The organism is Microbulbifer maximicatervae (SeqCode), from assembly GCF_052467305.1.
This window is the reverse complement of sequence record NZ_CP174306.1, coordinates 3,821,537-3,845,036: the sequence shown is the minus strand read 5'-3', so window position 1 is coordinate 3,845,036 and position 23,500 is coordinate 3,821,537. Positions and strand designations below refer to the sequence as shown.

Here is a 23,500-nt window from a genome sequence, read left to right as displayed (position 1 = left end):
CAAAAGACTCCATAGATAGGGTATGGCATTTATTGCGCAAGGAGTTTGGCACACCTTGTTTTATTGCTATCCCTAATAGGTATCATCACTGGAGTACCTGATAATACCCTGATGCTGGTATGAGTTTTATCGTAAGCCTCAAGTATTGCTATGGGAAGTTAGTGCCTAAAAAATAGGAAAAACTTCTTTGTTGTTGTTTTTTGCGTTACCTGGATGTGCCTGTAAAGGGATACGATAAACGGATTTAAGCGATAGGTTTGTAGAGCTATAGTGAGGTTTAGATTGGGCTACCTGTTAGAGTAGCCCGTTAATAAACAACTAAACAGATGTTATTGAAAAATAAAGCCCATATTATTACTGCCATTTTGAGTGGCATTGGCTGTTTGGCTGATGCCGTTCTGGCCGGTCTGGTGCGAGTTGTTTGTACCTATTTGCAAAGTGGTTGCCAAATTATTACTACCTCCTTGATTCATATTAATCATATTCATAGAGCCTATTTGAGTCGATAATCCAGTTGCGAATGTCCCAAATTGTCCATGAAAAGAGGTGTTGTTATCACCATCCTGCATAATGGTGATTGAGCCCTGCTGACTACTTTGTACAGCACTGATTGTATTGGAGGTACCAATCTGAGTGGCATCAATCAAGTGGGCCAGGCCTGTCTGCGTATATCCAGCACCATTTGAATCTCCAGATTGTGAAGATATGGTGGTACTTGAGTCGCTATTTGCTTGGGTAACTGTAGCTAGGTTTTGAGTGCCAAATTGCTCAAAGTCGGCATTGTCAGAAACACTATTAACCTGGCTGATGGTGGCAGATTGAAGGGTTCCGAATTGCTCAACACTACCGCTGCTGGTTGTTGTATTAGTTTGGCTTGTAGTTACGCTGTGACTAACGCCGTCTTGGTAGACAGTCGCTGTTGTATCAGTAGCTGCCGTTTGAGTTGAAAAAATGGAGTTGCTGTCTCCGAGTTGTTCCTGATCAATTTCATTAGAGGTGCTGTTTGTTATCTGCGTAGCATTAGCAGTATTTAGATTCCCGGTCTGAATTTGAGTAACTAAATTTCCAATAGCAGTAGGATCGCCCTGATCCACAGTGGCACTATTGGTTAATCCACTTTGTGAAATGGTAGCGGTATTATTGGATGCGATAGCACTGTAGCTTGGGAAACACAGTAAGAATCCAATGGCTAACGTTTGGTAACGTATCATTTTATCTCCGTGGAATTTTAATTTTGAATATAAAATATTTTGAACAGCTTGAATTAAATGAGGAAGCTGATTATCTGGTAGATATAGTGATTTTTACTTCTTAAACACTATATATGCAGAACTATTGTAGAGTGTTCTCTTATGGTAGCTATGAGAACTTAGTATGGATAAATTGAGATTAAAGTTTGTGAGATAATTTTTTCGTTAAAAAAAGGCCGACTTTAACAGTCGGCCTTTATCTTGATTACTGAATAATTACTGCCACATTGCCATCGCCCACCTGGGCGGGTGCGGCTGCGTTGAAGTCACCTACTTGGGTCACAGTTATGGTGTTGAAGTTGCCAACTTGTGATGATGTAGCGCTATTGAAATCGCCAGGTTGTGTCACGGTCAGGTTATTGAAAGTACCATCCTGAGCCGCCTGGGAGAAGTTATCGAAACCACTTTGGGTAACGACAGCAACATTAGTGAGTCCCACTTGTTCTGTGTATGCCCAGTGGTCACCGCCACTTTGATTGTGGACCAAAGTCTGGGTAGTACCGTCTTGGAAACCTTCACTGTAGTTTCCGTCATCAGTCTGGCTGAAGAAGATGGTGTTGAAAGAACCATCCTGGAAGGAGAAGGTTGAGCTGTTGCTCGCAGATATTTGCTGGTGAGCGACAGTGTTAGTATCACCCGCCTGGATCATATTCATGGTGTTCTGCGTGCTATTACTTTGCGTTGCAGAAGCGGTACCATTGGTGCCGGTTTGAGTAATAATTGCGCTATTCAATGAGGTCAGGGTTTGAATGGCGACTGCCACATTACCGTCACCGGATTGATTAACTACAGCGGTGTCATTTGCACTGGTAGTCTGGGCAATAGTTGCATCTTGCGGGCCACCGCTTTGATTTATCACGGCAACACTGGTATCTACAAAGCTCTGAGTAGTCGATGCAAACTGGCCGTCATTTATCTGGGTGATAGTAGCCACTGGCACATTGGAATCGTTTTGGAATGATTCCGCGTAATTCATATCTCCTACTTGAGTTTGAGTAATTACGCCTGAATCGTTATTGCTGGATTGCTCAGCATAAACTTCATTCGTATCACCAGTTTGAGTCTGGGTGATAACGTTGTTGGTTACCGTTGGATCACTCTGATCAGCGGTTGCCATGTTACCAGTACCGTTCTGATTGAGAATGGCGGTATTGTTCGTGGCGAGGGCTCCGGTGCTGGCGATCGCCAGAAGAACACTGGCGGCAATAGGTGTGTACTTGGTCATCTGTAACTCCATATAGATGTCAAATATCGCTGTACAGCTTTTACAAACAAAGGAAAACAGCATCATTTGATATTGGAAGAGTCTCATCCTCAGGCAAATTACAACTGTGTCTGAAGTATGTGAGGAAACTGGGATGAACCCGACTGCTTAATAACCTTCACATTCCTTGTGAAAACCTAGCAATATCATTTAAACAGCAGCTTGATGCTGATTAGAGTTTTGTCGTCTTCTGGGGTTACAGCCATAGGACGGAAGTGCCGAAACCTTAGGAATAAAGTTCTTTTTTGAACTAGCTATGGCAAATAATGTCAGCTGATTTAGAGGGTGGCATTAAATACATGAAATGATTGTTTCATGAGAATTTAGGGCTAGTAATAATAATTGAAGCTTGCACTTAGCCCACCAAGTTGAAAATAGGCCGGCATGTTAAGCCGGCCTATTCCCTTAATTACTGAATAATAATTGCATTGTTGAAATCACCTACTTGAGTAGGTGTGGCCGTATTGAGATCGGTTGATTGGGTTACGGCAATAACGTTGTTATTACCGGTCTGCGAGGCGACAGTGGTATTGAAATCGCCAGGCTGGGTAACGGTCAAGCTATTGAATGTCCCAACCTGGTAGCCTTCAGAATAGTTATCAAAGCCTGTCTGGGAGATCACGCCAATATTGGTGGTGCCCACTTGCTCAGTATAAGCCCAGTGATCATCTCCAACTTGAATGTGAGTCAGGCCCTGAGTAGTACCATTTTGGAAGCCCTCGCTGTAGTTCCCATCACCTGCTGTCTGTGATGTGGTGAATGTATTGGAAGTGCCATCCTGGAAGGAAACAGAGGTACTGTTAGTGGCCATAGTTTGAATGTGTATTACAGAGTTTGTGGTACCTGCCTGGATAGCGTTAACAGTGCTCGAGGTACTGGAAGTTTGAGTAGAAGTTGCAGTATTGGTGGTTCCTGTTTGGGTTAAGATTGCGGTGTTAAATGAACCATTAGTTTGGATAACATTACCTACATTACCGTCGCCGGACTGAGTCACTACAGCATTATCATTTGTACTGGAAACTTGGGTTACTGCTGCTACTTGCGGACTACCACTTTGGGTGACAGTTGCAACGCTGGTATCTACAAAACTTTGTGTAGTTGTTGCAAAGTGACCGTCGTTGATTTGGGTGATAGTAACAATCGCAGTGCTGGAATCATTCTGGAAGGACTCTGCGTCATTCATATCCCCGACTTGAGTTTGGGTAATTACACCGGAATCATTAAAGCTGGTTTGCTCTGCATAAACTACGTTGTTGTCACCGGTTTGGTTTTGTGTGATCAGGTTGTTGGATACAGTGGCATCACTCTGATCAGCCGTGGCCATGTTGCCAGTGCCATTTTGGTTGAGAATGGCGGTATTGTTGGTAGCTAAGGCTCCGGTACTGGCGATCGCCAGAAGAACACTGGCGGCAATAGGTGTGTACTTAGTCATCAGTAACTCCATAGGGATGTCAAATATAGCTGTACAGCTTTTTACAAATAAAAAGAATTCAGCACCATTAGATATTGGGAGTGTTTTGTCTCAGGACACGATACGGCTGTGCCAGGCGTATGTGAGTTATCTGGAGTGAAACCGACTGCTTCTAACCTTCACATTCCTTGTGAAACATCTAGCAATATCATTTTTAACAGCAGCTTGATGCTGACTAGAGTTTTGTCGGCTTCGGGAGTTGCGGCTATAGGACGGAAGTGTCGAAATTTTAGGAATAAAGTTCTTTTTTAAGCCTTTGATGACAAATGTGAGCAGCTGGTTTTTTGAAATGACACAAAATTTGAGGAATTGTTGCTGCAGGCGATCCGGCTACTCAAATGGATAATTTAACTTTTGTAGTTGTGACTGTTGATAAATTAATCAGTAAAAATGTAGGACTGAATAAGTCGAGGTAATCGGTTTTTGGAGAATTGATATATGCTTTAAATATTAGTCATACTGACTTATTTGTGTTGTTATGGCAGTTCCGACAACGGTGACTGAAGTATGTAAGCCGTTCCCACTTTGGTAAATATTTACGTTATGAAAGCTGCCGATTTCTTCCACTTGTGCACTATTTTGTATTCCAATTTGAGATATGCCTGCTGTGTTTCCAACTCCATACTGATCGATATCTATAAAATTCTCAAAGCCCACCTGTATTAATAATGCAAAGTTGTAATCTCCGACTTGGCTGGATGAGACTATATTGTCTTTGCCGGATTGGGTGACAGCTAAGTTATTTCTATTGCCGTCCTGATGGGCAGAAGTGTAGTTGCTGCTACCTGTTTGGTAGGTGTGGACTCTATTTCCCCCGCCCTCCTGATTTATGACGCTTAAATTTGAGATCGAATAAAGATTGGCTGCGCTCAATTCGCTGGCGACAGCCAATTCACTACTGCTATCCAAGTCTGAACAAAATCCTGTGCCTGGGAAGATTGCTACTGCCAGCAAAAAGGTGGCAGGGTAAGTGCTACTGATTTTATGGTACATCTTTTCAACCTTTCGAATTTCAGGATAGGCACAAAGTAAATTTTGAAGGCTTTAATTTCTACATAATGACGGTGCTGTCATTTAAGTAGTACTGCAATATTGGATTCTCAATTTCATCCGGGTTGGCGAGTGCCCAGGAGTTGTGGACAATGCCTTCACTGATCAAGTGAATTACAGCGGATTCCATCGCTGAAAGCATAGCAAGCTGTGCCGGTTCGTTATAGGTAGTACCTGCTTCCAATTCCAATAGGCGTCGATATTTAACATAGCGGAATACATCGGCACTAATTGCTTTTGAATAGACCGTTTTGGAGGTTAATACTGAGTGTAATACCCGCCCGGAGCGAATATCAATGGCTCTCAAGTTAACTGTTACCTGGTCCACACGGTATTGCTCATCAGCGCCAATACCAAAGTATCGAGCGCCTGCGCCACCGGTTTGAATATTTTGGTCGTAGGCAACAATGCCACCTTCCAATAAGACGTTTGCAGCTACGAGAGTGGGAAGTGGCACACTGTTATTGACGGGAATATCCGGCTTGGTTAATCCTGCACGGATAATTTTCCGTTCAGTTAACAGATTTTGTAAGCCCTCACGCTCTAGCGGGATAAACCAGCCAGATTCATTGAGCACGTCCATCAGCATAGCCGCGCCACCCTGAGTAACCGCAGTCGAGAAACTACTATTCGGTGCGGGCTTATACTGACCGGTTTGGTCGCGGAAGCCATAAACCGCTACCAATATTTTACCTTTTGGTTCAGGAAGATTGATTAGGTCCCGGTAGGTATTTTTCCTAGGGGTGAGCATTGCATCTGTGATGCCCGGACCAAAAAGTGCATCGCCCACATCTTTGACTGCAGAGCAGCTGCTTAGCGTCATTAATGTTGTTACGATGGGCAAAGCTATCACTTTTCTTATTGCATTACGCATTGCCAAAGAATCCTTTGAAATTTAAAGGTTCATTAGTTTGTCGGGTTTAATCCGCTTACAACGATTTCGCTTTTATCTCCGGTACTTCGATCGGTGATAAGTACTGTTAGGACACCATCGTTATCAACAATTTGTACGATAAAGTCGTCGGTAATCAGCTCTCCACTATTGCCGTCACCAACATCGGTAAGGAGTTGGTTTAGTAGACGGGTTTCCAGTGAATCGCTGAATCTATCCAGGGCACTGGGCTGCTCATAGAGGCTGTCAACCTTGTCAGGGTCTTCGTGGGTATCTTGGGACTGTGCATTTTGCAGTAAGTAGGTGCCGTTGAGTGGGTTGCCACCAAAGTTAGGGTTTACCGGTTCATAGATTAATTCGGTGGCGGAGATATGGTGGTAGGAGACCGCTGCCAGAGAAAAGACGGCGGTTCCTAGTAATGACTTGATTTTCATTAGAATTCATCCTTACCCAAATCAAAGGTGTCTGTGAGTGAGCTGCGAACACGCGATTGCAGTACTTCCTGGTGAATATACTGAGCGGCCTCATCGGCCAAGCGATGTATATTGTTGGTGCTTGGGCTGATAAAACGCCTGAAAACAATTTTGTCGTTATAGGTAACCCAAATTAGATTTCCCCATCGGGCCGACGGCCTTTCATAAATTGTTAAGTTGTACGTAGCATCTGGGTAATTGAGGTTTCTGTATTCGCTCATGAAGCGAGCAAAATCATGCCCGGTGCGAGTTATTGTTCGATCTATATTAAATCCGCTGATTTCATCTTCGAGTTTTCCAGAATCGGTATCTGCTGGAGGAACCTCTGTGTCATCCTGGCCAAAGGCCAGGGATGCACACAGTGTCAACATCAACAGGGTTAGTCTCATATCCTCTCTTCCTGGAGATTGAGCTTGGCCCAATTACTGGCCTGCAGCCGGTTTTTAACTCCAATTTTTCGGAAAATGTTGTACATGTGATTTTTCACAGTGTGTTCGCTAAGGTGCAATTTTGTTGCGATCACACTGTTGGGTTCACCGGTAGTGAGTTGTCCGAGTATTTCCTGTTCCCTGCGGGTAAGAGGGAGGGAGTTTTGTGGGCTGATATGTTGTCGCCCCTCGGCACTGTGAATCGCGGTATCCAATTTGTGAATAAGGTTTTCCTGACTGGTATTGCTGTCACAAAGTAGGTGAAAACCTTTCTGGCGTAATTTTTCCGATATATGAATGGGTAGGTTGGCTGGGAGATTAATCAGTAAAGCTTTTGCATGACTAATCTTCTTTAGATCTGAAAGAAACTGTTTTGAGTCAGAGCTCACACCAATTTGCCAGCAATCTATCACGATAGCCTGATAATGCTGCAGGCAGTTTTTTTGTTTTCCAATGCTGGATTTTTCCCAGGGTATGGGAATAGCTTGTGAAAACAGTGAAAATAATAGATCGCCTTGAAGGCCGGAGTTGCTAAAAAAAAGAACCGGCATATACCTCGTACCTCTCCTTGATACAGATAGATCTCTCTCGAAATAAGAGTTTGACCTTCCATCGACTCCTGTCGTTTAGGTTCCCAAAATTACCCCACGTTATCTGCCATGACGACGTGGGAGTCAGCGTAAAATCGTTTCTGCCATGTTAGGGAAAAACACTCACTCAATGAGAATTTAGTTTGGAGTGTAGACGTAGGATGGGGGAGGCTTAGGAAAAAATGTGCCTTATTTATTTTTTGCGGATATTTTTAGCGTTTTTTGGTTGTGGTTTTAGAGTGATAAATGGTTTGTTTTGTTCGGACGGAATATTTAAAAATAAGCGTACAATTTATTTTTTTGGCATTTTCTATCTTATATTTTGTGTTGTTTTTTCACCTGGCAAGTATTGCATTTAATTGCTACTTGGCTGTATTCGGTAAAGGCGTTTATTGGTTTCTCTCTTTCGCTGGGGAGAAATTAATTTGGAGCAGGGAAATAGGTTTTCAGCTGCCCATTACTAATGTCACCTCTTATACCGTTTTTTTGTTGGGTTGTCCTAACCGCCTGATGCCTACGTCAGTTTTCCCTGTTTTTCCTATGATTGGAGCCGATTACAATGGTGAAACTGTCGTCACACTCCTGTACAAATTGTGAACTTTTGGGCGAATGTGCTGTCGGCAGCTGTTAGGATAGAGACCAATTGGGTCTGGTAAGAGGGGGTAGATATGAGTCAACTAATGCAAAGTTTACCACTTTGGCTTTGGGGTATCCTGGGCTTGATTGTTTTGTTCCTGGCCCGAGAGCCTGTACACCGCACGGTATATGCTCTGGCGCGCCTGGGACATCGGGCTTTGCGGTTTATCGCCAGTAATATCGGTGTTGTGGAACAGAGGTTGGTCGAGCGCAATCGGGAAGTGCTTTTTGCCGAGGGTAGAGACACAGCCGAGCGCCATATTGAAAGAGAGTTTGAACGTATTGAGCAAACAGTACAGCGGGACTTGGCGTTGTATCCAACATTGCACCGAAAGCTCTGTGAGCAGCTCAGCAGCCTGGATGAAGACTATGTACGCAGTGCTGAAATAGCTCCGGAACCATCAAACTGGGCCCGGGCGATTCGCGCCGTTTCGGAAATTCCCGGCAAAGAAGACCCGGTGGTAGCTGATGTTCTCGACACTATTAACCAGTCAATGCGTAAAGCTGAGTCCAAAGCTCTGGAGTCTTATCGCGAGTCGACGCGGGAAAGGCATCAATTACTAAAACGTATGCTGCCTAGTTGGCGTGCAATGCTTTCAACTTTGGGGCGCATTAACAAAAATGTAGAGTCGGTTATTCGGCGGGCCAAAGCGCTGGATGGCCATATGGAGCGCTATGAAGAGATTCTTCAGGAATCGGATAAGAGTCTTCATTTGCTATCTTCTTCCTCTTTCAGCCGTTTTCTGACGGCTTCTTTGGTGTTAATGGTTGCCTTGGCTGGGGCCATGGTGAATTTTCAGTTACTGGCACAACCTATGGCGGCAGTACTGGGCGCTGAAGCTTCACTTGGCAGTTATAGCCTCGCCAGTATTTCAGCCGCAGTGGTAATCTTTTTGCAGATTACTGTCGGATTGTTGATTATGGAATGCTTGCAGGTTACTCGAATGTTTCCTGCGGTAGGTTCCCTAGGTGAGAGTACGCGCAGGTTATTGCTGGGAGTGGCTTTGGCACTCTTATTGGTTTTGGCTGTAGTCGGTGGAAACCTGGCTTTCTCCCGTGAGTTGATTCTGCAACAGCAGTTATTAGGTTCTGAGCAGCTTTGGCCAATTCCTCTGGCACAGATGGGACTTGGGTTTGTGCTTCCCTTAATTCTGGCTTTTCTGGCAATTCCTTTGGAGCAGTTTATCCGTTCAGCGCGAACGGTGATTGGTATTGGGGTGGGCTTATCCCTGCGGGGAATGACCTTAATACTGCGGTTTTTGGCGATGGCTTCACTGCACTTAGGTGTTTTGGTTAATCGTTTTTACGACATCGTTATTTTTGTTCCCCTCTGGTTACAGGCTTTGTATGTGCGTCAGAAACAAGGAACTGGAAGTGAGGATAAAGAACCGGCGGGGAAAGAAGAATCCAAAAAGAGTGCCGTGCTTGCTGACACTGATTCTGTTGCCAAATTAGCGGAAGAGGCGTGATCGAAGCTAACACTATCCAGCTTGAAAACTGACAAAATAATAAGTGTGGTGAAGCATGTTTTGGTTGTCGTTCTTTTTAATTGCCCTAGTCGTTCTATTTCTTTATGCCCGGTCTGCACCGGGCAAACCTTGCCCCCTGTGGTTTCCTCAGGGGGAGGGGCCGATGGTGATCGCACATGGTAATGACTGCGGCAATGGCCTCTACCCAGGAAACACGGCGATTTACCTTGAAAAAATGGTGCAACTGGGCGTGGATGCTATTGAAGTGGATCTGTGGCTCACCGCCGATGGCCATTTAGTGTTGATTCACGACAGGGAGCTGGAAATGTTCTCTGATGGAGCGGGGTTTGTAGAGGATAAAACCTTAGAGCAGCTGCGTCAGTTAAATGTTGCCTATCTCTGGACTCGGGATGGAGAGCATTACCCCTATAGAGAAAAGCCCCTGCGAGTGTTGACTCTGGAAGAGGCGCTGGCAATGGTGGGGGATATGCCAATGATACTGGAGATCAAAAGCCGTCAGTATCGCGCTGCAAAAGTGTTGAAGGATGTGCTGGCAAAGTGTGGAAAAGGCGAGCAGGTCGTTGTTTCCTCTTTTCACCAAGGGGTGATTAATGAGTTTCGTCGACTCTGTCCGCAAGTGGCGACGGGTACGCCTACCGTAGAGGCGGTAGTATTTTATATTGCACAGTTACTCCGAGCAGAGAAACTGCTGCGTCCAAGCTATAGCGCGATGCAGCTACCGATGGAACAAAAAGGTATTCCCGTAGTTACTGAAAGTATGGTGCGCGCTGCTAATAAAAAGAAAGTCCACTTGGCGGTATGGACCGTGAATGGCACGGAAAACTACCGGCGCTATATTGATCTGGGCGTACACGGCATTGTGACTGACCGACCGGATCTGCTGTTGGAGATGTTGGCGCAGCAGCGAGAAACTTTATTGAAGCAGGCAGCCTGACTCGATTGATATAAGGAATAAGTCAACTGATGGAGATCGTAGTTTTTCTATTTACGACTATTTGTATTATTGGCTTCATTTCAGGTCTTACTGCTGCCATTAGTATCTCTGTTTTGAGCAAGTATGCTGTTGGCGCGCCACGACTTCTTAAGTTGTCAGGGGTTTCGTTACTCTTTAAAAAGTACTATCCAAACCACAATAAACAGAGAAAAGTGACTCTCGCTCTAGAGGTTATTTGCGTGGCTTGTATCTTGCTTGCGTTTTTGGTGCTAATTATCTGTATTCCAGAGATGAGAGATCTGGTTTTTAAATCCATTGGTAGCCACAGTAATTTATAGGAGTAGGCAAGAACGTCTAGCCTTTCAGTTTGATTGGAGGGCTGACCAAAATATTTGGCATACTAAAAGCAACAGGCGCATTTTATGTTGTCAGATCAACTTCTGATAATTTTCGGAAAGAAATAATAACAACTGGGAGTTTTTATGAAGAACGTAGTAGGTTCCGTCGCCCTGGCGGTTTCTGTATTGACTGCATCTTTTACCTCTGCGCAGGATCGGTTTGCCAATGTGGAAATTAGTAGTGAAGCCGTGTCTGGCAATGTTTATATGCTCAAAGGAGCTGGGGGCAATATTGCAGTACTGGTGGGAGAGGACGGCACCTTTATGGTGGATGACCAATACGCGCCTTTGACCGCAAAAATTCAACAGGCAGTAGCTGAGTTAGCCAAGCAACCTTTGCGTTTTGTCATTAATACCCACTGGCATGGAGATCATACCGGCGGTAACGAAAATCTGGGTAAAAGCGGCGCCCTGATTGTGGCTCACGAGAATGTACGCAAACGGGTAAGTACCGAGCAGTTTATTGAGGCATTTAAGCGCAAGGTTGAGCCGTCTCCCCCAGAAGCATTACCGGTGATAACCTTTACCGATGCCACTACCTTTTACTGGAATGGCGATAGGGTAAAGGTCCAACATGTGGGGCCGGCGCACACGGATGGTGACTCCATCGTGCATTTTGCCGAAGCCGATGTGATTCATATGGGGGATATTTATTTTAACGGCAACTATCCCTTTATCGATCTCTCTTCCGGCGGCTCGGTGGATGGCATGATCGCAGCTATGGACACCGCTTTGGCGATGGCGGGGGAAGAGACCAAAATTATTCCCGGTCACGGTCCTCTCAGTAATCGGGCAGAACTGCAACAGCAGCGCAATATATTGGCAGGGCTTAGGGACAAAGTGAAAGCGATGGTGGATGAGGGTAAAACCCGGCAGGAAGTGATTTCTGCAAAGCCCACAGCGGAATTTGATGCGCAGTATGGCCAGGGTTTTATGACACCGGATATTTGGACCGGGATTGTTTACGACTCCCTGACACAATCTTAGAAAATAAAAAAAGGCGGCGCAGTGAAAACCTGCGCCGCCTTTTTTGTTGGATTACCCAGTGATTTTATTCTGTAGTGGCGTTCGGGGTCATGGGCCCGCCAAATTCAGGGCTATTTTCCACCGCCTCTTCATTGTGTTCTTCTCGCACTCGGAACCAAGCGGCATAGAGTGCTGGCAGGAACAGTAGGGTGAGTCCGGTTGCGACAATCAATCCGCCCATAATGGCGACCGCCATAGGGCCAAAGAAGTCACTGCGGGACAGTGGAATCATCGCCAATACCGCAGTCAGCGCTGTCAAAACAATCGGCCTGAAGCGTCTTACCGTCGACTCGACAATTGCATCCCAGGGGCTGAGGCCCTGGCTGATATCCTGCTGTATCTGGTCCACCAAAATCACCGAGTTACGCATAATCATTCCCGCCAGGGCGATGGTGCCCAGCATGGCGACAAAACCAAAGGGCTTGCCAAACAACAGCAGGAACAGGGTAACGCCGATCAGGCCCAGGGGAGCCGTGAGGAATACCATGGTGGATAGGGACATACTGCGCAATTGCAGCATTAGTAGGGTAAAGACCACCAGCACAAATAGCGGCATACCGGCATTGACCGATTTTTGCCCCCGTGCAGATTCTTCCACGGTACCACCCACTTCCAGCAAGTAGCCCGGCGGTAATTTATCGCGAATGGATTGAAGCTGAGGCCACACGGCATTGACGACGGTCGCCGGTAACTCTTCCCCATAAATATCAGCGCGCACGGTAACGGTGGGCAGGCGGTCCCGGTGCCAGATAATACCTTCCTCAAAACCGTATTCCAGGGTGGCAATCTGGTTCAACGGTACACTGCGGCCGCTGTCGGTTTGTACCGCGAGGTTACCCAACTGGCGCAGGGCATAGCGATCGTCTTCATTACCGCGCACACGCACGTCGATCAGCTCGTTATCCTCCCGGTATTGGCTCACAGTGATACCGGTCAAGGAGCTTTGCAGAGCCTGGGACAAGGTTGCACTGTTGACGCCCATGGCGCGAGCGCGGTCCTGGTCGATATTGAGGTTGATAGATTTACTGGGTTCTTCCCAATCCAGGTGCACGTTGGTCACTTGTGGATTGTCCCGCAGGCGCTCGGCCACTTCCCGGGCCAATCCGCGCACTTCGCGAATATGTTCGCCGGACAAGCGGAATTGCACCGGGTAACCCACGGGCGGGCCGTTCTCGAGGCGGGACACACGGCTGCGCAGGGTGGGGAACTCCTCATTCATCGTATTGATCAACCAGCTGCGCACTTGCTCGCGTTCTTCGACACTGCGGGTCATCACAACAAACTGGGCGAAGCTGGCAGCGGGCAGTTGCTGGTCCAAAGGCAGGTAGAAGCGCGGGGAGCCGGTGCCCACATAAGCCACGTAATTTTCCACCTGATCGTTTTGTGCCAGCAGGGTTTCCAATCTTTTGGCCTGGTGCTCGGTGGATTTCAGCGAGGCACCTTCGGCCAGCTTCAGGTCCACCATCAATTCGAGGCGTCCGGAAGAGGGGAAGAACTGTTGCGGAACCAGTTTGAACAGAGCGAGCGAGCCGACGAAAATTGCCAGGGTGGCCGCGATCACTGTTTTGCGATTGCGCAGGCACCAGGTAATAAAGCGGCGGAAGCGCTGGTAAAAGGGTTTCTGGTAGGGGTCTTTGACTTCACCGCCGTGGCCATGTCGCGCCAGGTTTGGCAGCAGGTAGTGGCCCAGATAGGGTACGAAGACCACGGCGGCAATCCAGGAAACGATTAGCGACAGGGTGACCACCTGGAAAATAGATCGGGTGTATTCACCGGTACCGGACTGGGCGGTGGCAATCGGTAAAAAACCGGCGGCGGTAATCAGTGTACCGGTGAGCATGGGAAAAGCGGTGCTGGTCCAGGCGAAGCCGGCGGCTTTTAGCCGGCTGAGCCCCTGCTCCATTTTTATCGCCATCATCTCCACCGCGATAATGGCATCGTCCACCATCAAGCCCAGGGCGAGTACCAGTGCCCCCAGCGAGATCTTGTGCAGTCCGATATTGAAGTAGTGCATCAGCGCGAAGGTCATCGCCAATACCAATGGGATAGACAGCGCCACAATTAATCCCGGGCGGCTGCCGAGGGAGAAAAAACTCACCAGCAGTACGATACCCAGGGCTTCGGCCAGCACTTGCAGGAATTCGCCGACGCCGCGTTTTACTGCCGCCGGTTGGTCGGAGACCTTGCGCAGTTCCATACCTATGGGCAGATCTTCCTGTAGTCGGGCAAAGGTTTCGTCGAGGGCTTTACCCAACTTTAAAATATCTCCCCCTTCCTTCATGGACACGGCGAGGCCGATGGCATCCTCTCCCATAAAGCGCATGCGGGGCTGGGCCGGATCGCTAAAGCCGCGGTGGACCTGGGCGATATCTCCCAGGCGCTGGGTGCGGCCATCTGCGGTAATAGGAAACTGGCGTATTTCATTGACGGAGGTGAATTGTCCGCTCACACGGATGCGCACCCGGTCGCTGACGGTATCCACAAAGCCGCCATCGGTGACCTGGTTTTGCGCTTGCAGGGCGTTTTGAACCGCAGACAGTGGAATGCCCATGGAAGCTAATTTGGTATTGGATATCTCCACCCAAATTTTTTCGTCCTGCAATCCCAGTAACTCGACCTTGCCTACATCCTTAACTCGCTGAAGGGCCAGTTGCAGTCGCTCAGCGTAGTCCTTCATCAGTGCGTAATCGAAGCCACTGCCGGTGAGGGCATAAATATTGCCGAAGGTGGTGCCAAACTCGTCGTTAAAAAATGGGCCCTGGATATCCGGCGGCAGGGTGTGGCGAATATCCACCACCTTTTTGCGCACTTCATACCAGAGATCGGGAATGTCACGGGAGTGCATATCGTCCCGGGCAACAAACAATACCTGGGATTGCCCCGGACGCGAAAAAGAGGAGATACGCTGGTAATCGCCGGTCTCCAGTAATTTCTTTTCTACCCGTTCGGTAATCTGGCGGGACACATCTTCGGCACTGGCGCCGGGCCAGACGGTGTTGATCACCATCACCTTAAAAGTAAAGGGTGGATCTTCACTTTGCCCCAATTGGGTATAGGAAAAGGTTCCCAGCAGTCCCAGGACGATCATTGCGTAAAGCACCAGCGGGCGGTTTTTTAAGGCCCACTCGGAGAGGTTAAAACCCATGGCAGTTTCTCTGTTTCAAGGGCGGCTCTGCTTTTCGCGGCCGCACTTTGGAAATTGTTATCGAGGCTTTATTGGGAATTAATTTTCGCGGGCAGGCGTTATTGTTCCCGCGTCTTTAATTTATTCCTGATGGGCGAGAGACGGCCCCTGTTCGATGGGGCGGTTCATACGGTCCACAGGGCGCACCACCATACCTTCCTGCAACAAATGGGTACCTGCGGCCACGACCCAGTCATTGCGTTCCAACCCGGAAAATACCGAGACAAATTCCTCACCGTAGGGGCCCAGGCTGACCGGGGTTTTATGCAGCGTTTTTGTCTCTGGATTTAATACCCATACAAATGCGGCGCCATCGTCGGCACTGACTGCTGACATCGGAACTTGCAGTACATCAGTTGTTTCCGCCCTGGGGACAAATGCCCGTGCACTCTGGCCGATTTCTACACCGCTCACTTTATTTTCGAAAGCGACCCTGGCTTCAAAGGTGCGGGATATGGGATCGGCTGCCGGCGATAGTTCGCGGATGCGCGCGGGGAAAGATTGGCCCGGTTGGGACCACAGCTCGACAGTTAGCGGTTGGCCCACTTTAAAGCGGCTGATGGACTGCTCCGGCAGGTCGATACGCACTTCTCGCTCGCCATCGGCTGCCAGCTCAAAAATGCCTTGACCTGCGGCAACGACCTGCCCAGCCTCGGCCATGCGGCGGGCAATCACGCCACTTTCCGGCGCCTTAAGTACGGCGTAGGCAGCCTGGTTGCGAGCAACATCCAGCTGTGCTTTGGCCTGCTGTAGTCGCGCTTCACTGGCTTCGAATTGGGTTTCTACGGTATCGAATTGGGAGAGGCTCACCAGCTGCTTTTCCAATAGCTTGCGGTGGCGCGAGAGTTCACTGCTAGCCAGGCGTTGGTCTGCCTCGGCGGAAGTATGGCTGGCGCGGGCTGAATCCAGTTGTAGCAGCAGGTCTTCAGTGTCCAGTTCCGCCAGGGGCTGGCCCTGTTCCACACGGTCGCCGACATTTACCAGGCGCCGCTGGATTTTCCCGCCGATACGGAAGGCCAGTGCCGGCTCGAAGCGGGCTCTTACCTCACCGGGATACACATCGGTTTGGGCGCTGGCCAGGGTGGGGCGCACCATAACAGCGGGGCGCGGTTTGGTTTCTTGTTCCTGGGATTCAGAGGGGGCACAAGCGCTCAGCAAAAGGCTGAGTGAGAGCGCAGCGAGGATTAGCATTCGGTACATATTGGCTTCCTTCCCCGGCGCTGGCGCGTCGAGGCAGATCCGTGACTGGGTCAAGCATGGCCGGGCGGCCATCAATGTTATACTGGCGAGTATAGTATATTTAATGAACTAACGAGTCTAGTATATGGAGAGCTATGTCTGAGCAGACCCAGACGGCCGCCCAGCGCGGTCGCCCCAAGGATCCGGTGAAACGCCAAGCCATTCTGGATGCCGCCCGGGACCTGTTTTTATCCCACGGTTTTGCCGCTACCAGCGTGGATGCGGTGGCCTCGGCCGCGGGAGTATCCAAACTTACGGTCTACAGCCACTTCTCCGATAAGGAGACGCTCTTTAGCGCCGCTATTGCCTCTCGCTGCGAAATGATGATGCCCCTGCCCATCTTTGCTTTAGAAGAGGGGGAATCGGTAGAGCAGGTCCTGGAGCGTATTGGCGACGCTTTTATGGGGATGGTGGAGAGCGAGGATAGCGTGCGTCTGTTACGTCTTTTGTGTGCCCTGGCATCCCAGGAGTCGGAAATGGCCCAGCTATTTTTTGATGCAGGTCCCCAGCGGATTTTGGGGGAGATAGAGCAGCTATTGCGCAGAGCCAATCAGTTACAGATGTTGAAGGTGGATAATCCCGCCGTAGCGGCGGAAGATTTTATCGGTTTGTTGCTGGGTTGCCACCATATGCAGGTCTTGATCGGCTGCCGACAAATGTCGACACAGGAAGAGCGTCGTGAGCGCGTACAAAAGGCGGTGAGAACCTTTATGTGTGCCCACCACTAGTGCTGGGATTATTGCCTGTATTCTTGGGCTGCTCCGCCATCGCGGGGCATAGGACAATATCACTGGCGACCTGGAGCCACTCAGGTTTGTTGCGGCTGTAAACATAGCGCTCGGGATAAATAAATTCCGGTGCATCAAAGGCGCCGCCACCAAAGCCCCGATATTCGGGTAGGAATTCCAGTGTCCAGGTGAGCGTGCTGCCGCAATCGGGGCAGAACTGGCTCTTTATCCAGCGACCGGCATCGGAGTAAAGAGTGTAGGTTTGCAAATGGCCCTGAAGAAAGGCTATTTGTTTCTTTTTGAAGTAGACCGATAAGCCGATGGGACTACCGCTGCGCTTTCTACACCACTGACAAGAGCACAGGCTGACCCGGCTAGGGGAGCCGAGGGCGCGAAAGCGCAGTTGCCCGCAAACGCAGCCCCCTTCGTGATATTCCTCCACCATGCTAAGTCCACCGCTGTACCGCCTTTACTAAGGTTGGCACAGCGGCGTGGGGGAGGAATCAGGTTTTGATGCGGTATCCGGTGCGGAAAATCCACCAGACGGTGGTGAGACACAGCACCAGAAAGAGCAAAGTCATGCCGATACTCAGCCCCAGGTTAACATCGGCTACGCCGTAAAAAGCCCAGCGGAAGCCGCTGATCAAATAAACTACTGGGTTGAACAAGGTAATTTTTTGCCACATTTCTGGCAGCATACTGATCGAATAAAATGCACCGCCGAGAAAAGTGAGCGGCGTAATAATCATCAGCGGAATAACTTGCAGCTTCTGAAAGTCATCGGCCCAAACTCCGATAATAAATCCGAACAGGCTAAAAGTGACGGCAGTCAGCGCGAGGAATGTCAGCATCCACCAGGGGTGTACAATTTCGTAATCCACAAAAAAGCGAGCGGTCAGTAATATCAACAGCCCCAATAAAATGGACTTTGTCGCTGCGGCACCCACATATCCTGTGACGATTTCGAAGGAGGATATGGGAGCGGACAGTACTTCATAAATGGTGCCGGAAAACTTAGGGAAAAATATTCCGAAAGAGGCGTTGGATATACTCTCGCTGAGCAGTGCCAGCATAACCAATCCTGGAATAATAAAGGCCCCGTAACTGACCCCGTCGATATCCCCCATACGCGATCCAATCGCCGCACCAAAGACAATAAAATAGAGAGATGTGGAGAGCACCGGTGAGGCGATGCTCTGCATCAGGGTGCGCCAGGTGCGGGCCATCTCAAACTTATAGATGGCGCCAATTCCATACCAATTCATGCCTGTGCCTCCTTACTGAGCTGCTCTTCCCGTTCAAGGCGGGCACCGTGAACCAAGTTGACGAAAATTTCCTCCAGGGAGCTTTCCCGGGTGTGTAAATCGCGGAATTCAATATCGGCGGCATTTAAACGGCGCAGAAATTCCGCAAGACCAGTGTCTTCGCTTTTGATATCAAAGCGATAAACCAGCTGGCTGCCATCGCTGCTGAGACTGAGTGGTAGGTCAGCAAGACTCTCTGGAATTTGTTGCAGTGGTGTGGGCAATTGCAGGCTGAGTTCTTTCTCCCCCATTTTCTTCATCAGTGCATTTTTCTCCTCAACCAGAACCAGTTGGCCGTGATTGATAACACCGACACGATCGGCCATTTCCTCGGCCTCTTCGATATAGTGGGTGGTGAGGATAACGGTTACCCCCGACTCTTTCAGTTCGCGCACCATTTGCCACATATCCTGGCGCAGCTCCACATCGACTCCGGCGGTGGGTTCGTCGAGGAAGAGCACATTGGGCTCGTGGGATAGCGCTTTGGCGATCATCAGGCGGCGTTTCATTCCTCCTGAAAGCGTAATAATTTTGTTATCTTTTTTCTCCCATAGGGAGAGCTGCCGTAGAATTTTCTCCAGATAGGCGGGATTGGGAGCCTTGCCGAATAGACCGCGGCTGAATTTCACTGCCGCCCAAACGGTTTCAAAGGCATCGGTGGATATCTCCTGGGGCACCAGACCAATCTCATTGCGGGCATTGCGATAGTCCCGCTGAATATTGTAACCATTGACAGTGACCTCACCGCAGCTCGGATTTACGATGCCGCAGATAATGCTGATCATGGTTGTCTTGCCCGCGCCATTGGGGCCGAGCAAGGCAAAGAGTTCTCCCCGCTGAATTTCCAGGTCGATATTCTTCAGGGCGGTAAACCCCTCGGCATAGGTTTTTCCCAAGCCTTTTATGGAAATAATCGATTCCACTTTTTCTCCTTGCCAAAATTACCGTACGGCTTTGGCTGTGTGTTGTCAGGTGGATTTATCGGGCAGAAAGGAGGAATACCTTTCCTGTCGGATCAGTTTCCCGATCCCAGCCCGGAAGTATATGCCAATGAGAATTCTTTTTTAATTTTAATGATGTATATCAAAGCTGCGCTGGAGGCGGCGAACATCAAAATTAAAGCCATGGATGAGAATGCACTGGAATATCCCATTTTATCAATCCAGGGCTGGCTGATGAAAGGCGAAATAAATTGCCCAAGAAAAATTCCAGTCGTCAGAAATCCCGCAGTTTTCCCTCTTTTTGACTCCGGAGCAGACTCGAGAGCCGTAGAAAAGATATGTGGTATCAGGGTACCCATTCCAAGTCCGTAGAGGGCAATAAAAGCAACTATTTCTGTCAGGTTTTGAGCGCCGGCGAGCAGCCCAAAGCTGGCGGCCATAATAGTGAAGCTTGCGATAAAAACGCCGAGCACTCCCAGTCGATTCCGGGCTCGCCGGTAAATCAATAATGAGGCGATGGCTCCCATAACATTACTGGAGGCGATAGCCATAGCAATAAGGCTGGGTGAGGAGATTTCTATCTCGCGCAAGTAAAAAGGGATCTGAGTTGGAATCAGGGTAAAAGCCAGGCTATTTAAAGTTGCGGCCGCCAGTAGTGCATAAAATGCAAGCGGGTTATCCTGCTTTTCTTTTTTGGGGTCTCTGTGCTTGAAAGGCCTTACTCGCATGGGCTCCCAAAGGAAAATTTTAACTGCTGGAACTAGTAGTAAGGCCAACAAGTAAATTGCGAAGGGGGCGCGCCAATGTAAGCTGGCCAGTAGTCCGCCCAGGGTTAGAAATACGACCCCACCGATACTGATAAAAGTACTCTGCTGGCTCAAATAAGTTAGGCGTTGCTCCCGGCTGAAATAATCCCCCACCAGGGCTGTTACCGAGGTCATTGTTCCGGCCACGGCAACTCCCAATAGTAAGCGGCTAGTCAGGATACCTGCGAGACTATCCTGAAATAGGGCTAGTAGACCGGATAGTCCATAGAGTACCAGGGCTGCTTTCAATAATTGCAGGCGGCCATGGCGATCAGCAATCCAGCCTGCTAATGGAGCGCAGAGGGCGATGCTCAAAGCGGGCAGGGTCACTACCAGTCGGCTCCACAAATCACTATTGGGTGTCCCTGAGAAATACTGCTGCAGTGCAGGTAGTGACGGGGCTACAGTGGCCCCCGACATGATAGTGAGTGCTGCCAGGCACAGTAATGTGATACGGCTCTGAGACGGTATCCCGCTGGTCGTGTGCTTCATGATTATTAGTCGCTGCTTCTAGGTCCCAGGGTTTCTCTTCGCGGTATGTCCAGACTCGCGTATCTCAGTAGCAAATTTGGGGTTCAGGCTTGCAGCTGCCACTAGTAGTAAGAACAGGTTGGGGTTGGCTTGACCGGCTGGTTGCGCAACGCCGTTTGCTTGGTGCTTTTCCATCACTTTTCTCCCTCGCTTGCATTAGGTTGCGCAGCAGTGTAAAACCTCAACCAATGTTTAGGTCAATGGTTGGTGGGCGTTTTTATGGCAGCTGAAGAATCGGCCGAAAAAGGAGCGGTTAAGTCAAAGCAAATCAAGCGGGAGCTGACTGTTGGCGAAGTGGCCGAGCGCAGCGGCGTGGCAGTCAGCGCCCTGCATTTCTATGAAAGCAAAGGCCTGATTGCCAGCTGGCGGACCTCGGGAAATCAAAGGCGTTACTCGCGGGATGTGTTGCGCCGAGTGGCCATTATCAAGGTGGCACAGAGCACCGGTATTCCCCTGTCAGAAATACGCGAGGCCTTCGGGGAACTTCCTAATAAGCGCACTCCCAATGCGGGGGATTGGTCATCACTCTCTTCTCACTGGCGTGAAGAGTTGGATCAGCGTATCCAGCAGTTAACCAAGTTGCGCGATGACCTTGAGGGATGTATTGGCTGTGGTTGTTTGTCTATGCAGAAATGCCCTTTACGGAATCCCGGGGATGAAGCTGCGGAGCAGGGAGGGGGAGCTCGCTATTTGGATTTGACCGAGTAGGAAAGTGGTAGCAATACACGAGTACTGCTACCAACTCCCAAGGCGTACTTTTATCGCGCTAAAAGGTTGCTAGCAGTTTTCCGGCGTTCACTTCAGGAGAAAATCTTCTCGTAAAATGCCAGTGTTCCCCGCCAAGCGTCCTCAGCGGCTTCACGGTTATAGGCCAGCGGCAGGCCGAACTTTTCTCCCCGGTCTGTTGCACAGGGGTTGGTAAATCCATGTAGAACCCCCGGGTAACTGACCAGAGTTAATTTGGCTTTGGATTCCTGCATCTCAGTAACAAACTGGCCGACCTGGTCCGGTGGAACCATCACATCGGCGCCGCCGGTGTAGACCTGTATTTCAGCATTAATAGGTTTGTTTTGTGCGGGGGTACTTCTTGCCAGTGCCCCGTGGTAACTGACTACGCCGCGCAAGTCCACGCCGACTCGAGCCATAGCGAGTACGACTCCGCCGCCAAAACAATAGCCCTGCGCTGCGACCTGGTCCGGGTCTGCCTGGGGCCGCTGCTGGAGCAGTGATAATGCTGTGCGGAAGCGCGCTTCAAGGGCCACCGGGTCCTTCAGGGCTTCATCCCTGAACTGTTGTGCCTCTTGTGGATCATCGGTCTGTTTGCCTGCGCCAAACATATCCACTGCAAAAGCGAGGTAGCCGCAGTTGGCCAGTTTCTCCGCCTGCTCGCGAACAAAGGCATTGTGCCCCCACCATTCGTGTACCAGTAAAACCCCCGGCCGTTTGTCACTGATATTTTCATCCCATGCGAGATATCCGCAAAAAGTATCCCCGTTTACGGTGTAGTCAATTACTTCCGCTTCCATAGTGAGTCGCCTGGCTGATCGAGAAAGAGTCGTTGGGAAACCGGTAAGGGCCCGGCTACTCCGCAAGCGTGGCACAAACTTCAGTTGTTGCCAGTGGGTGGTCCTTTCAGCTCAATCACATTGTCCTCGGGATCTGAGATGTAAATTGACAGGCCAATTCCATCGGCACCAAAGCGCTCTTCTGCTGGCGAAAACTTTACCTGTTCCTGCGCTAAAAAGGCTTGAATACTCTCCGGATTAAAGGGTTCAACCCGGAAGCAAAAATGATCCAGGTTCCGCCCTTCCTTTCCTGGTGCTGCTCCCCCTCTCTGGCCTATAGGTTTATCAACTGGCACTAAATCTATCATGCAAGTGCCTGCGCGGAGTTGGTAGAGGCCAATATCGTCCCGTTGGCGCACAATGCTGCATCCAAGAATATTTTGGTAAAAGTCGAGCATGGGTTTTAGAGATTGGACACGCAATACAATATGGTCAATATGGTGGAGCTTAATCATAGGCGGCCCAAGCTTAGTTTTTACTAAGACTAGGTGGACCCCAAGGTAGTTGTCGAGTGAATTAAATGTTAGAGATTTTTTAGTTAATCTGTAAAAGCCTGGCTGTAGAGAAGGTAGGTAGCGCAAATAATCAGAAGGCTCCCCATGGATCTGTTAAATATTTTGCGCCGGTATTGACTCTCTAATAGTAAGCGAGCCCGATCCCCGGCAATAGCCCAAATACTTAATGAGATGTAGCAAACCAGAAAGTAAATCAGGGTGAATGAGAGTAAATTGCTGTGGTTATCGCTGCTGGAGAAAATAGCCACTCCAGAAAGGCAGGCGATCCAGGCCTTTGGGTTAAGCCATTGCAATAAAAATCCTTGATAGAAACGTGGCTCCTGAATCCGCTCAATACCCGCATGATCAGTAGGTGCAACCGCTGTTTGGTAGCCGATATAGGCCACAAAAATTGATCCTGGTATCGCAACATATCGTAGTAACTGGGGATAAATTTCTATTACCTGATAGAGCCCAAGGCCTATAGCTGCAAGTAACAGTGTAAAGCCTATTGTGGCTCCTGATACAAAGGGCAAAGTGCGGATAAATCCATAATTCACCCCAGAGGAAATGATAACCATATTCACCGGCCCCGGTGTAATGGACATAGCCAGGGAAAACCCAAACATAGCAAGAAGTAGTGACATTCGCTGCTCCTGGCAGTTATCAATTGTTTGGAGACTTTAATGGCCTGGTAGGAAAATGATTAGATACTTAAAACTGAAATATATTGTTTATAAAAATTTACTTACTAAAAAGGGAGAAGGAAAGAATACACTGCGCTCGGGACCCTATGAGGCATGGAT

The 23,500-nt window shown here is 49.0% G+C and carries 24 protein-coding genes; 6 read left to right on the top strand and 18 right to left on the bottom strand.

Features of this window, described 5'->3' with window-relative positions; all coding sequences use genetic code 11:
* Positions 1-329 precede the first annotated feature (329 nt).
* From ACJJI4_RS16805 to ACJJI4_RS16770, 8 genes are all read right to left on the bottom strand, one after another.
* Positions 330-1,211 (bottom strand): hypothetical protein, encoded by an 882-nt coding sequence (locus ACJJI4_RS16805; RefSeq protein WP_444925858.1) that lies wholly within the window; start codon positions 1,209-1,211, stop codon positions 330-332.
* A 244-nt stretch (positions 1,212-1,455) separates the two neighbouring features.
* Positions 1,456-2,475: a hypothetical protein gene (locus ACJJI4_RS16800; RefSeq protein WP_444925857.1), complete on the bottom strand. Its 1,020-nt coding sequence runs from the start codon at positions 2,473-2,475 to the stop codon at positions 1,456-1,458.
* Between the two features lie 448 nt (positions 2,476-2,923).
* The gene (locus tag ACJJI4_RS16795) at positions 2,924-3,946 is read right to left on the bottom strand and encodes a hypothetical protein (RefSeq protein WP_444925856.1); all 1,023 of its coding nucleotides are present in this window, start codon (positions 3,944-3,946) and stop codon (positions 2,924-2,926) included.
* A 489-nt stretch (positions 3,947-4,435) separates the two neighbouring features.
* Positions 4,436-4,978 (bottom strand): hypothetical protein, encoded by a 543-nt coding sequence (locus ACJJI4_RS16790; RefSeq protein ID WP_282931328.1) that lies wholly within the window; start codon positions 4,976-4,978, stop codon positions 4,436-4,438.
* A 58-nt stretch (positions 4,979-5,036) separates the two neighbouring features.
* On the bottom strand, positions 5,037-5,909 hold the full coding sequence (locus ACJJI4_RS16785) for a CsgG/HfaB family protein (RefSeq protein ID WP_444925855.1): 873 nt from the start codon (positions 5,907-5,909) through the stop codon (positions 5,037-5,039).
* Between the two features lie 32 nt (positions 5,910-5,941).
* On the bottom strand, positions 5,942-6,361 hold the full coding sequence (locus ACJJI4_RS16780) for a curli assembly protein CsgF (protein ID WP_282931330.1): 420 nt from the start codon (positions 6,359-6,361) through the stop codon (positions 5,942-5,944).
* The gene (locus ACJJI4_RS16775) at positions 6,361-6,789 is read right to left on the bottom strand and encodes a CsgE family curli-type amyloid fiber assembly protein (RefSeq protein ID WP_282931331.1); all 429 of its coding nucleotides are present in this window, start codon (positions 6,787-6,789) and stop codon (positions 6,361-6,363) included. The genes ACJJI4_RS16780 and ACJJI4_RS16775 overlap by 1 nt, the downstream gene beginning before the upstream one ends.
* Complete coding sequence (locus tag ACJJI4_RS16770) at positions 6,786-7,217, bottom strand: response regulator transcription factor (protein ID WP_282931332.1); 432 nt, start codon at positions 7,215-7,217, stop codon at positions 6,786-6,788. Before ACJJI4_RS16770 ends, ACJJI4_RS16775 begins: the two co-directional genes overlap by 4 nt.
* A gap of 869 nt (positions 7,218-8,086) precedes the next feature.
* Between ACJJI4_RS16770 and ACJJI4_RS16765 the strand changes: the two genes are divergently transcribed.
* From ACJJI4_RS16765 to ACJJI4_RS16750, 4 genes are all read left to right on the top strand, one after another.
* Positions 8,087-9,523 (top strand): hypothetical protein, encoded by a 1,437-nt coding sequence (locus ACJJI4_RS16765; protein WP_444925854.1) that lies wholly within the window; start codon positions 8,087-8,089, stop codon positions 9,521-9,523.
* Between the two features lie 163 nt (positions 9,524-9,686).
* Positions 9,687-10,478, top strand: a complete 792-nt coding sequence (locus ACJJI4_RS16760) for a glycerophosphodiester phosphodiesterase family protein (protein WP_444925853.1) — start codon at positions 9,687-9,689, stop codon at positions 10,476-10,478.
* Positions 10,479-10,507: 29 nt separating this feature from the next.
* A complete protein-coding gene (locus ACJJI4_RS16755) occupies positions 10,508-10,816 on the top strand; it encodes a hypothetical protein (RefSeq protein ID WP_444925852.1) in 309 nt (102 codons plus the stop codon).
* Positions 10,817-10,960: 144 nt separating this feature from the next.
* A complete protein-coding gene (locus ACJJI4_RS16750) occupies positions 10,961-11,863 on the top strand; it encodes an MBL fold metallo-hydrolase (RefSeq protein WP_444915581.1) in 903 nt (300 codons plus the stop codon).
* Between the two features lie 64 nt (positions 11,864-11,927).
* On the opposite strand, the gene ACJJI4_RS16745 is transcribed toward ACJJI4_RS16750, so the two are convergent.
* Together ACJJI4_RS16745 and ACJJI4_RS16740 are read right to left on the bottom strand one after the other, a co-directional pair.
* Entirely contained in the window at positions 11,928-15,047 is a 3,120-nt protein-coding gene (locus ACJJI4_RS16745) for an efflux RND transporter permease subunit (protein ID WP_444925851.1), read from the bottom strand.
* A 120-nt stretch (positions 15,048-15,167) separates the two neighbouring features.
* Positions 15,168-16,286 carry an efflux RND transporter periplasmic adaptor subunit gene (locus ACJJI4_RS16740; protein ID WP_444925850.1) on the bottom strand — a complete coding sequence of 373 codons (1,119 nt, stop codon included), beginning with the start codon at positions 16,284-16,286 and terminating at the stop codon, positions 15,168-15,170.
* Between the two features lie 134 nt (positions 16,287-16,420).
* On the opposite strand from ACJJI4_RS16740, the gene ACJJI4_RS16735 reads away from it, so the two are divergent.
* Entirely contained in the window at positions 16,421-17,053 is a 633-nt protein-coding gene (locus ACJJI4_RS16735; protein WP_413663250.1) for a TetR/AcrR family transcriptional regulator, read from the top strand.
* Here the strand turns inward: ACJJI4_RS16735 and ACJJI4_RS16730 are convergent.
* The 5 genes from ACJJI4_RS16730 to ACJJI4_RS16710 form a co-directional block, all read right to left on the bottom strand.
* The gene (locus tag ACJJI4_RS16730; RefSeq protein ID WP_444925849.1) at positions 17,034-17,498 is read right to left on the bottom strand and encodes a GFA family protein; all 465 of its coding nucleotides are present in this window, start codon (positions 17,496-17,498) and stop codon (positions 17,034-17,036) included. The genes ACJJI4_RS16735 and ACJJI4_RS16730 overlap by 20 nt on opposite strands.
* Positions 17,499-17,556: 58 nt before the next feature.
* Positions 17,557-18,318: an ABC transporter permease gene (locus ACJJI4_RS16725; RefSeq protein ID WP_413663248.1), complete on the bottom strand. Its 762-nt coding sequence runs from the start codon at positions 18,316-18,318 to the stop codon at positions 17,557-17,559.
* The gene (locus ACJJI4_RS16720) at positions 18,315-19,280 is read right to left on the bottom strand and encodes an ABC transporter ATP-binding protein (RefSeq protein ID WP_444925848.1); all 966 of its coding nucleotides are present in this window, start codon (positions 19,278-19,280) and stop codon (positions 18,315-18,317) included. The genes ACJJI4_RS16725 and ACJJI4_RS16720 overlap by 4 nt, the downstream gene beginning before the upstream one ends.
* A gap of 92 nt (positions 19,281-19,372) precedes the next feature.
* The gene (locus ACJJI4_RS16715; protein WP_444925847.1) at positions 19,373-20,596 is read right to left on the bottom strand and encodes an MFS transporter; all 1,224 of its coding nucleotides are present in this window, start codon (positions 20,594-20,596) and stop codon (positions 19,373-19,375) included.
* Positions 20,597-20,614: 18 nt separating this feature from the next.
* Complete coding sequence (locus ACJJI4_RS16710; protein WP_444915586.1) at positions 20,615-20,770, bottom strand: hypothetical protein; 156 nt, start codon at positions 20,768-20,770, stop codon at positions 20,615-20,617.
* Positions 20,771-20,854: 84 nt separating this feature from the next.
* Here ACJJI4_RS16710 and soxR point away from each other — a divergent pair, with 84 nt between their 5' ends.
* Entirely contained in the window at positions 20,855-21,343 is a 489-nt protein-coding gene (soxR, locus tag ACJJI4_RS16705; RefSeq protein ID WP_282931344.1) for a redox-sensitive transcriptional activator SoxR, read from the top strand.
* Between the two features lie 92 nt (positions 21,344-21,435).
* Here the strand turns inward: soxR and ACJJI4_RS16700 are convergent, their stop codons facing one another.
* The 3 genes from ACJJI4_RS16700 to ACJJI4_RS16690 form a co-directional block, all read right to left on the bottom strand.
* Positions 21,436-22,161: a dienelactone hydrolase family protein gene (locus ACJJI4_RS16700; protein ID WP_413663244.1), complete on the bottom strand. Its 726-nt coding sequence runs from the start codon at positions 22,159-22,161 to the stop codon at positions 21,436-21,438.
* An 80-nt stretch (positions 22,162-22,241) separates the two neighbouring features.
* The gene (locus ACJJI4_RS16695) at positions 22,242-22,655 is read right to left on the bottom strand and encodes a VOC family protein (protein WP_282931346.1); all 414 of its coding nucleotides are present in this window, start codon (positions 22,653-22,655) and stop codon (positions 22,242-22,244) included.
* An 83-nt stretch (positions 22,656-22,738) separates the two neighbouring features.
* Positions 22,739-23,341 carry a LysE family translocator gene (locus tag ACJJI4_RS16690; RefSeq protein ID WP_444925846.1) on the bottom strand — a complete coding sequence of 201 codons (603 nt, stop codon included), beginning with the start codon at positions 23,339-23,341 and terminating at the stop codon, positions 22,739-22,741.
* Positions 23,342-23,500: the final 159 nt, after the last annotated feature.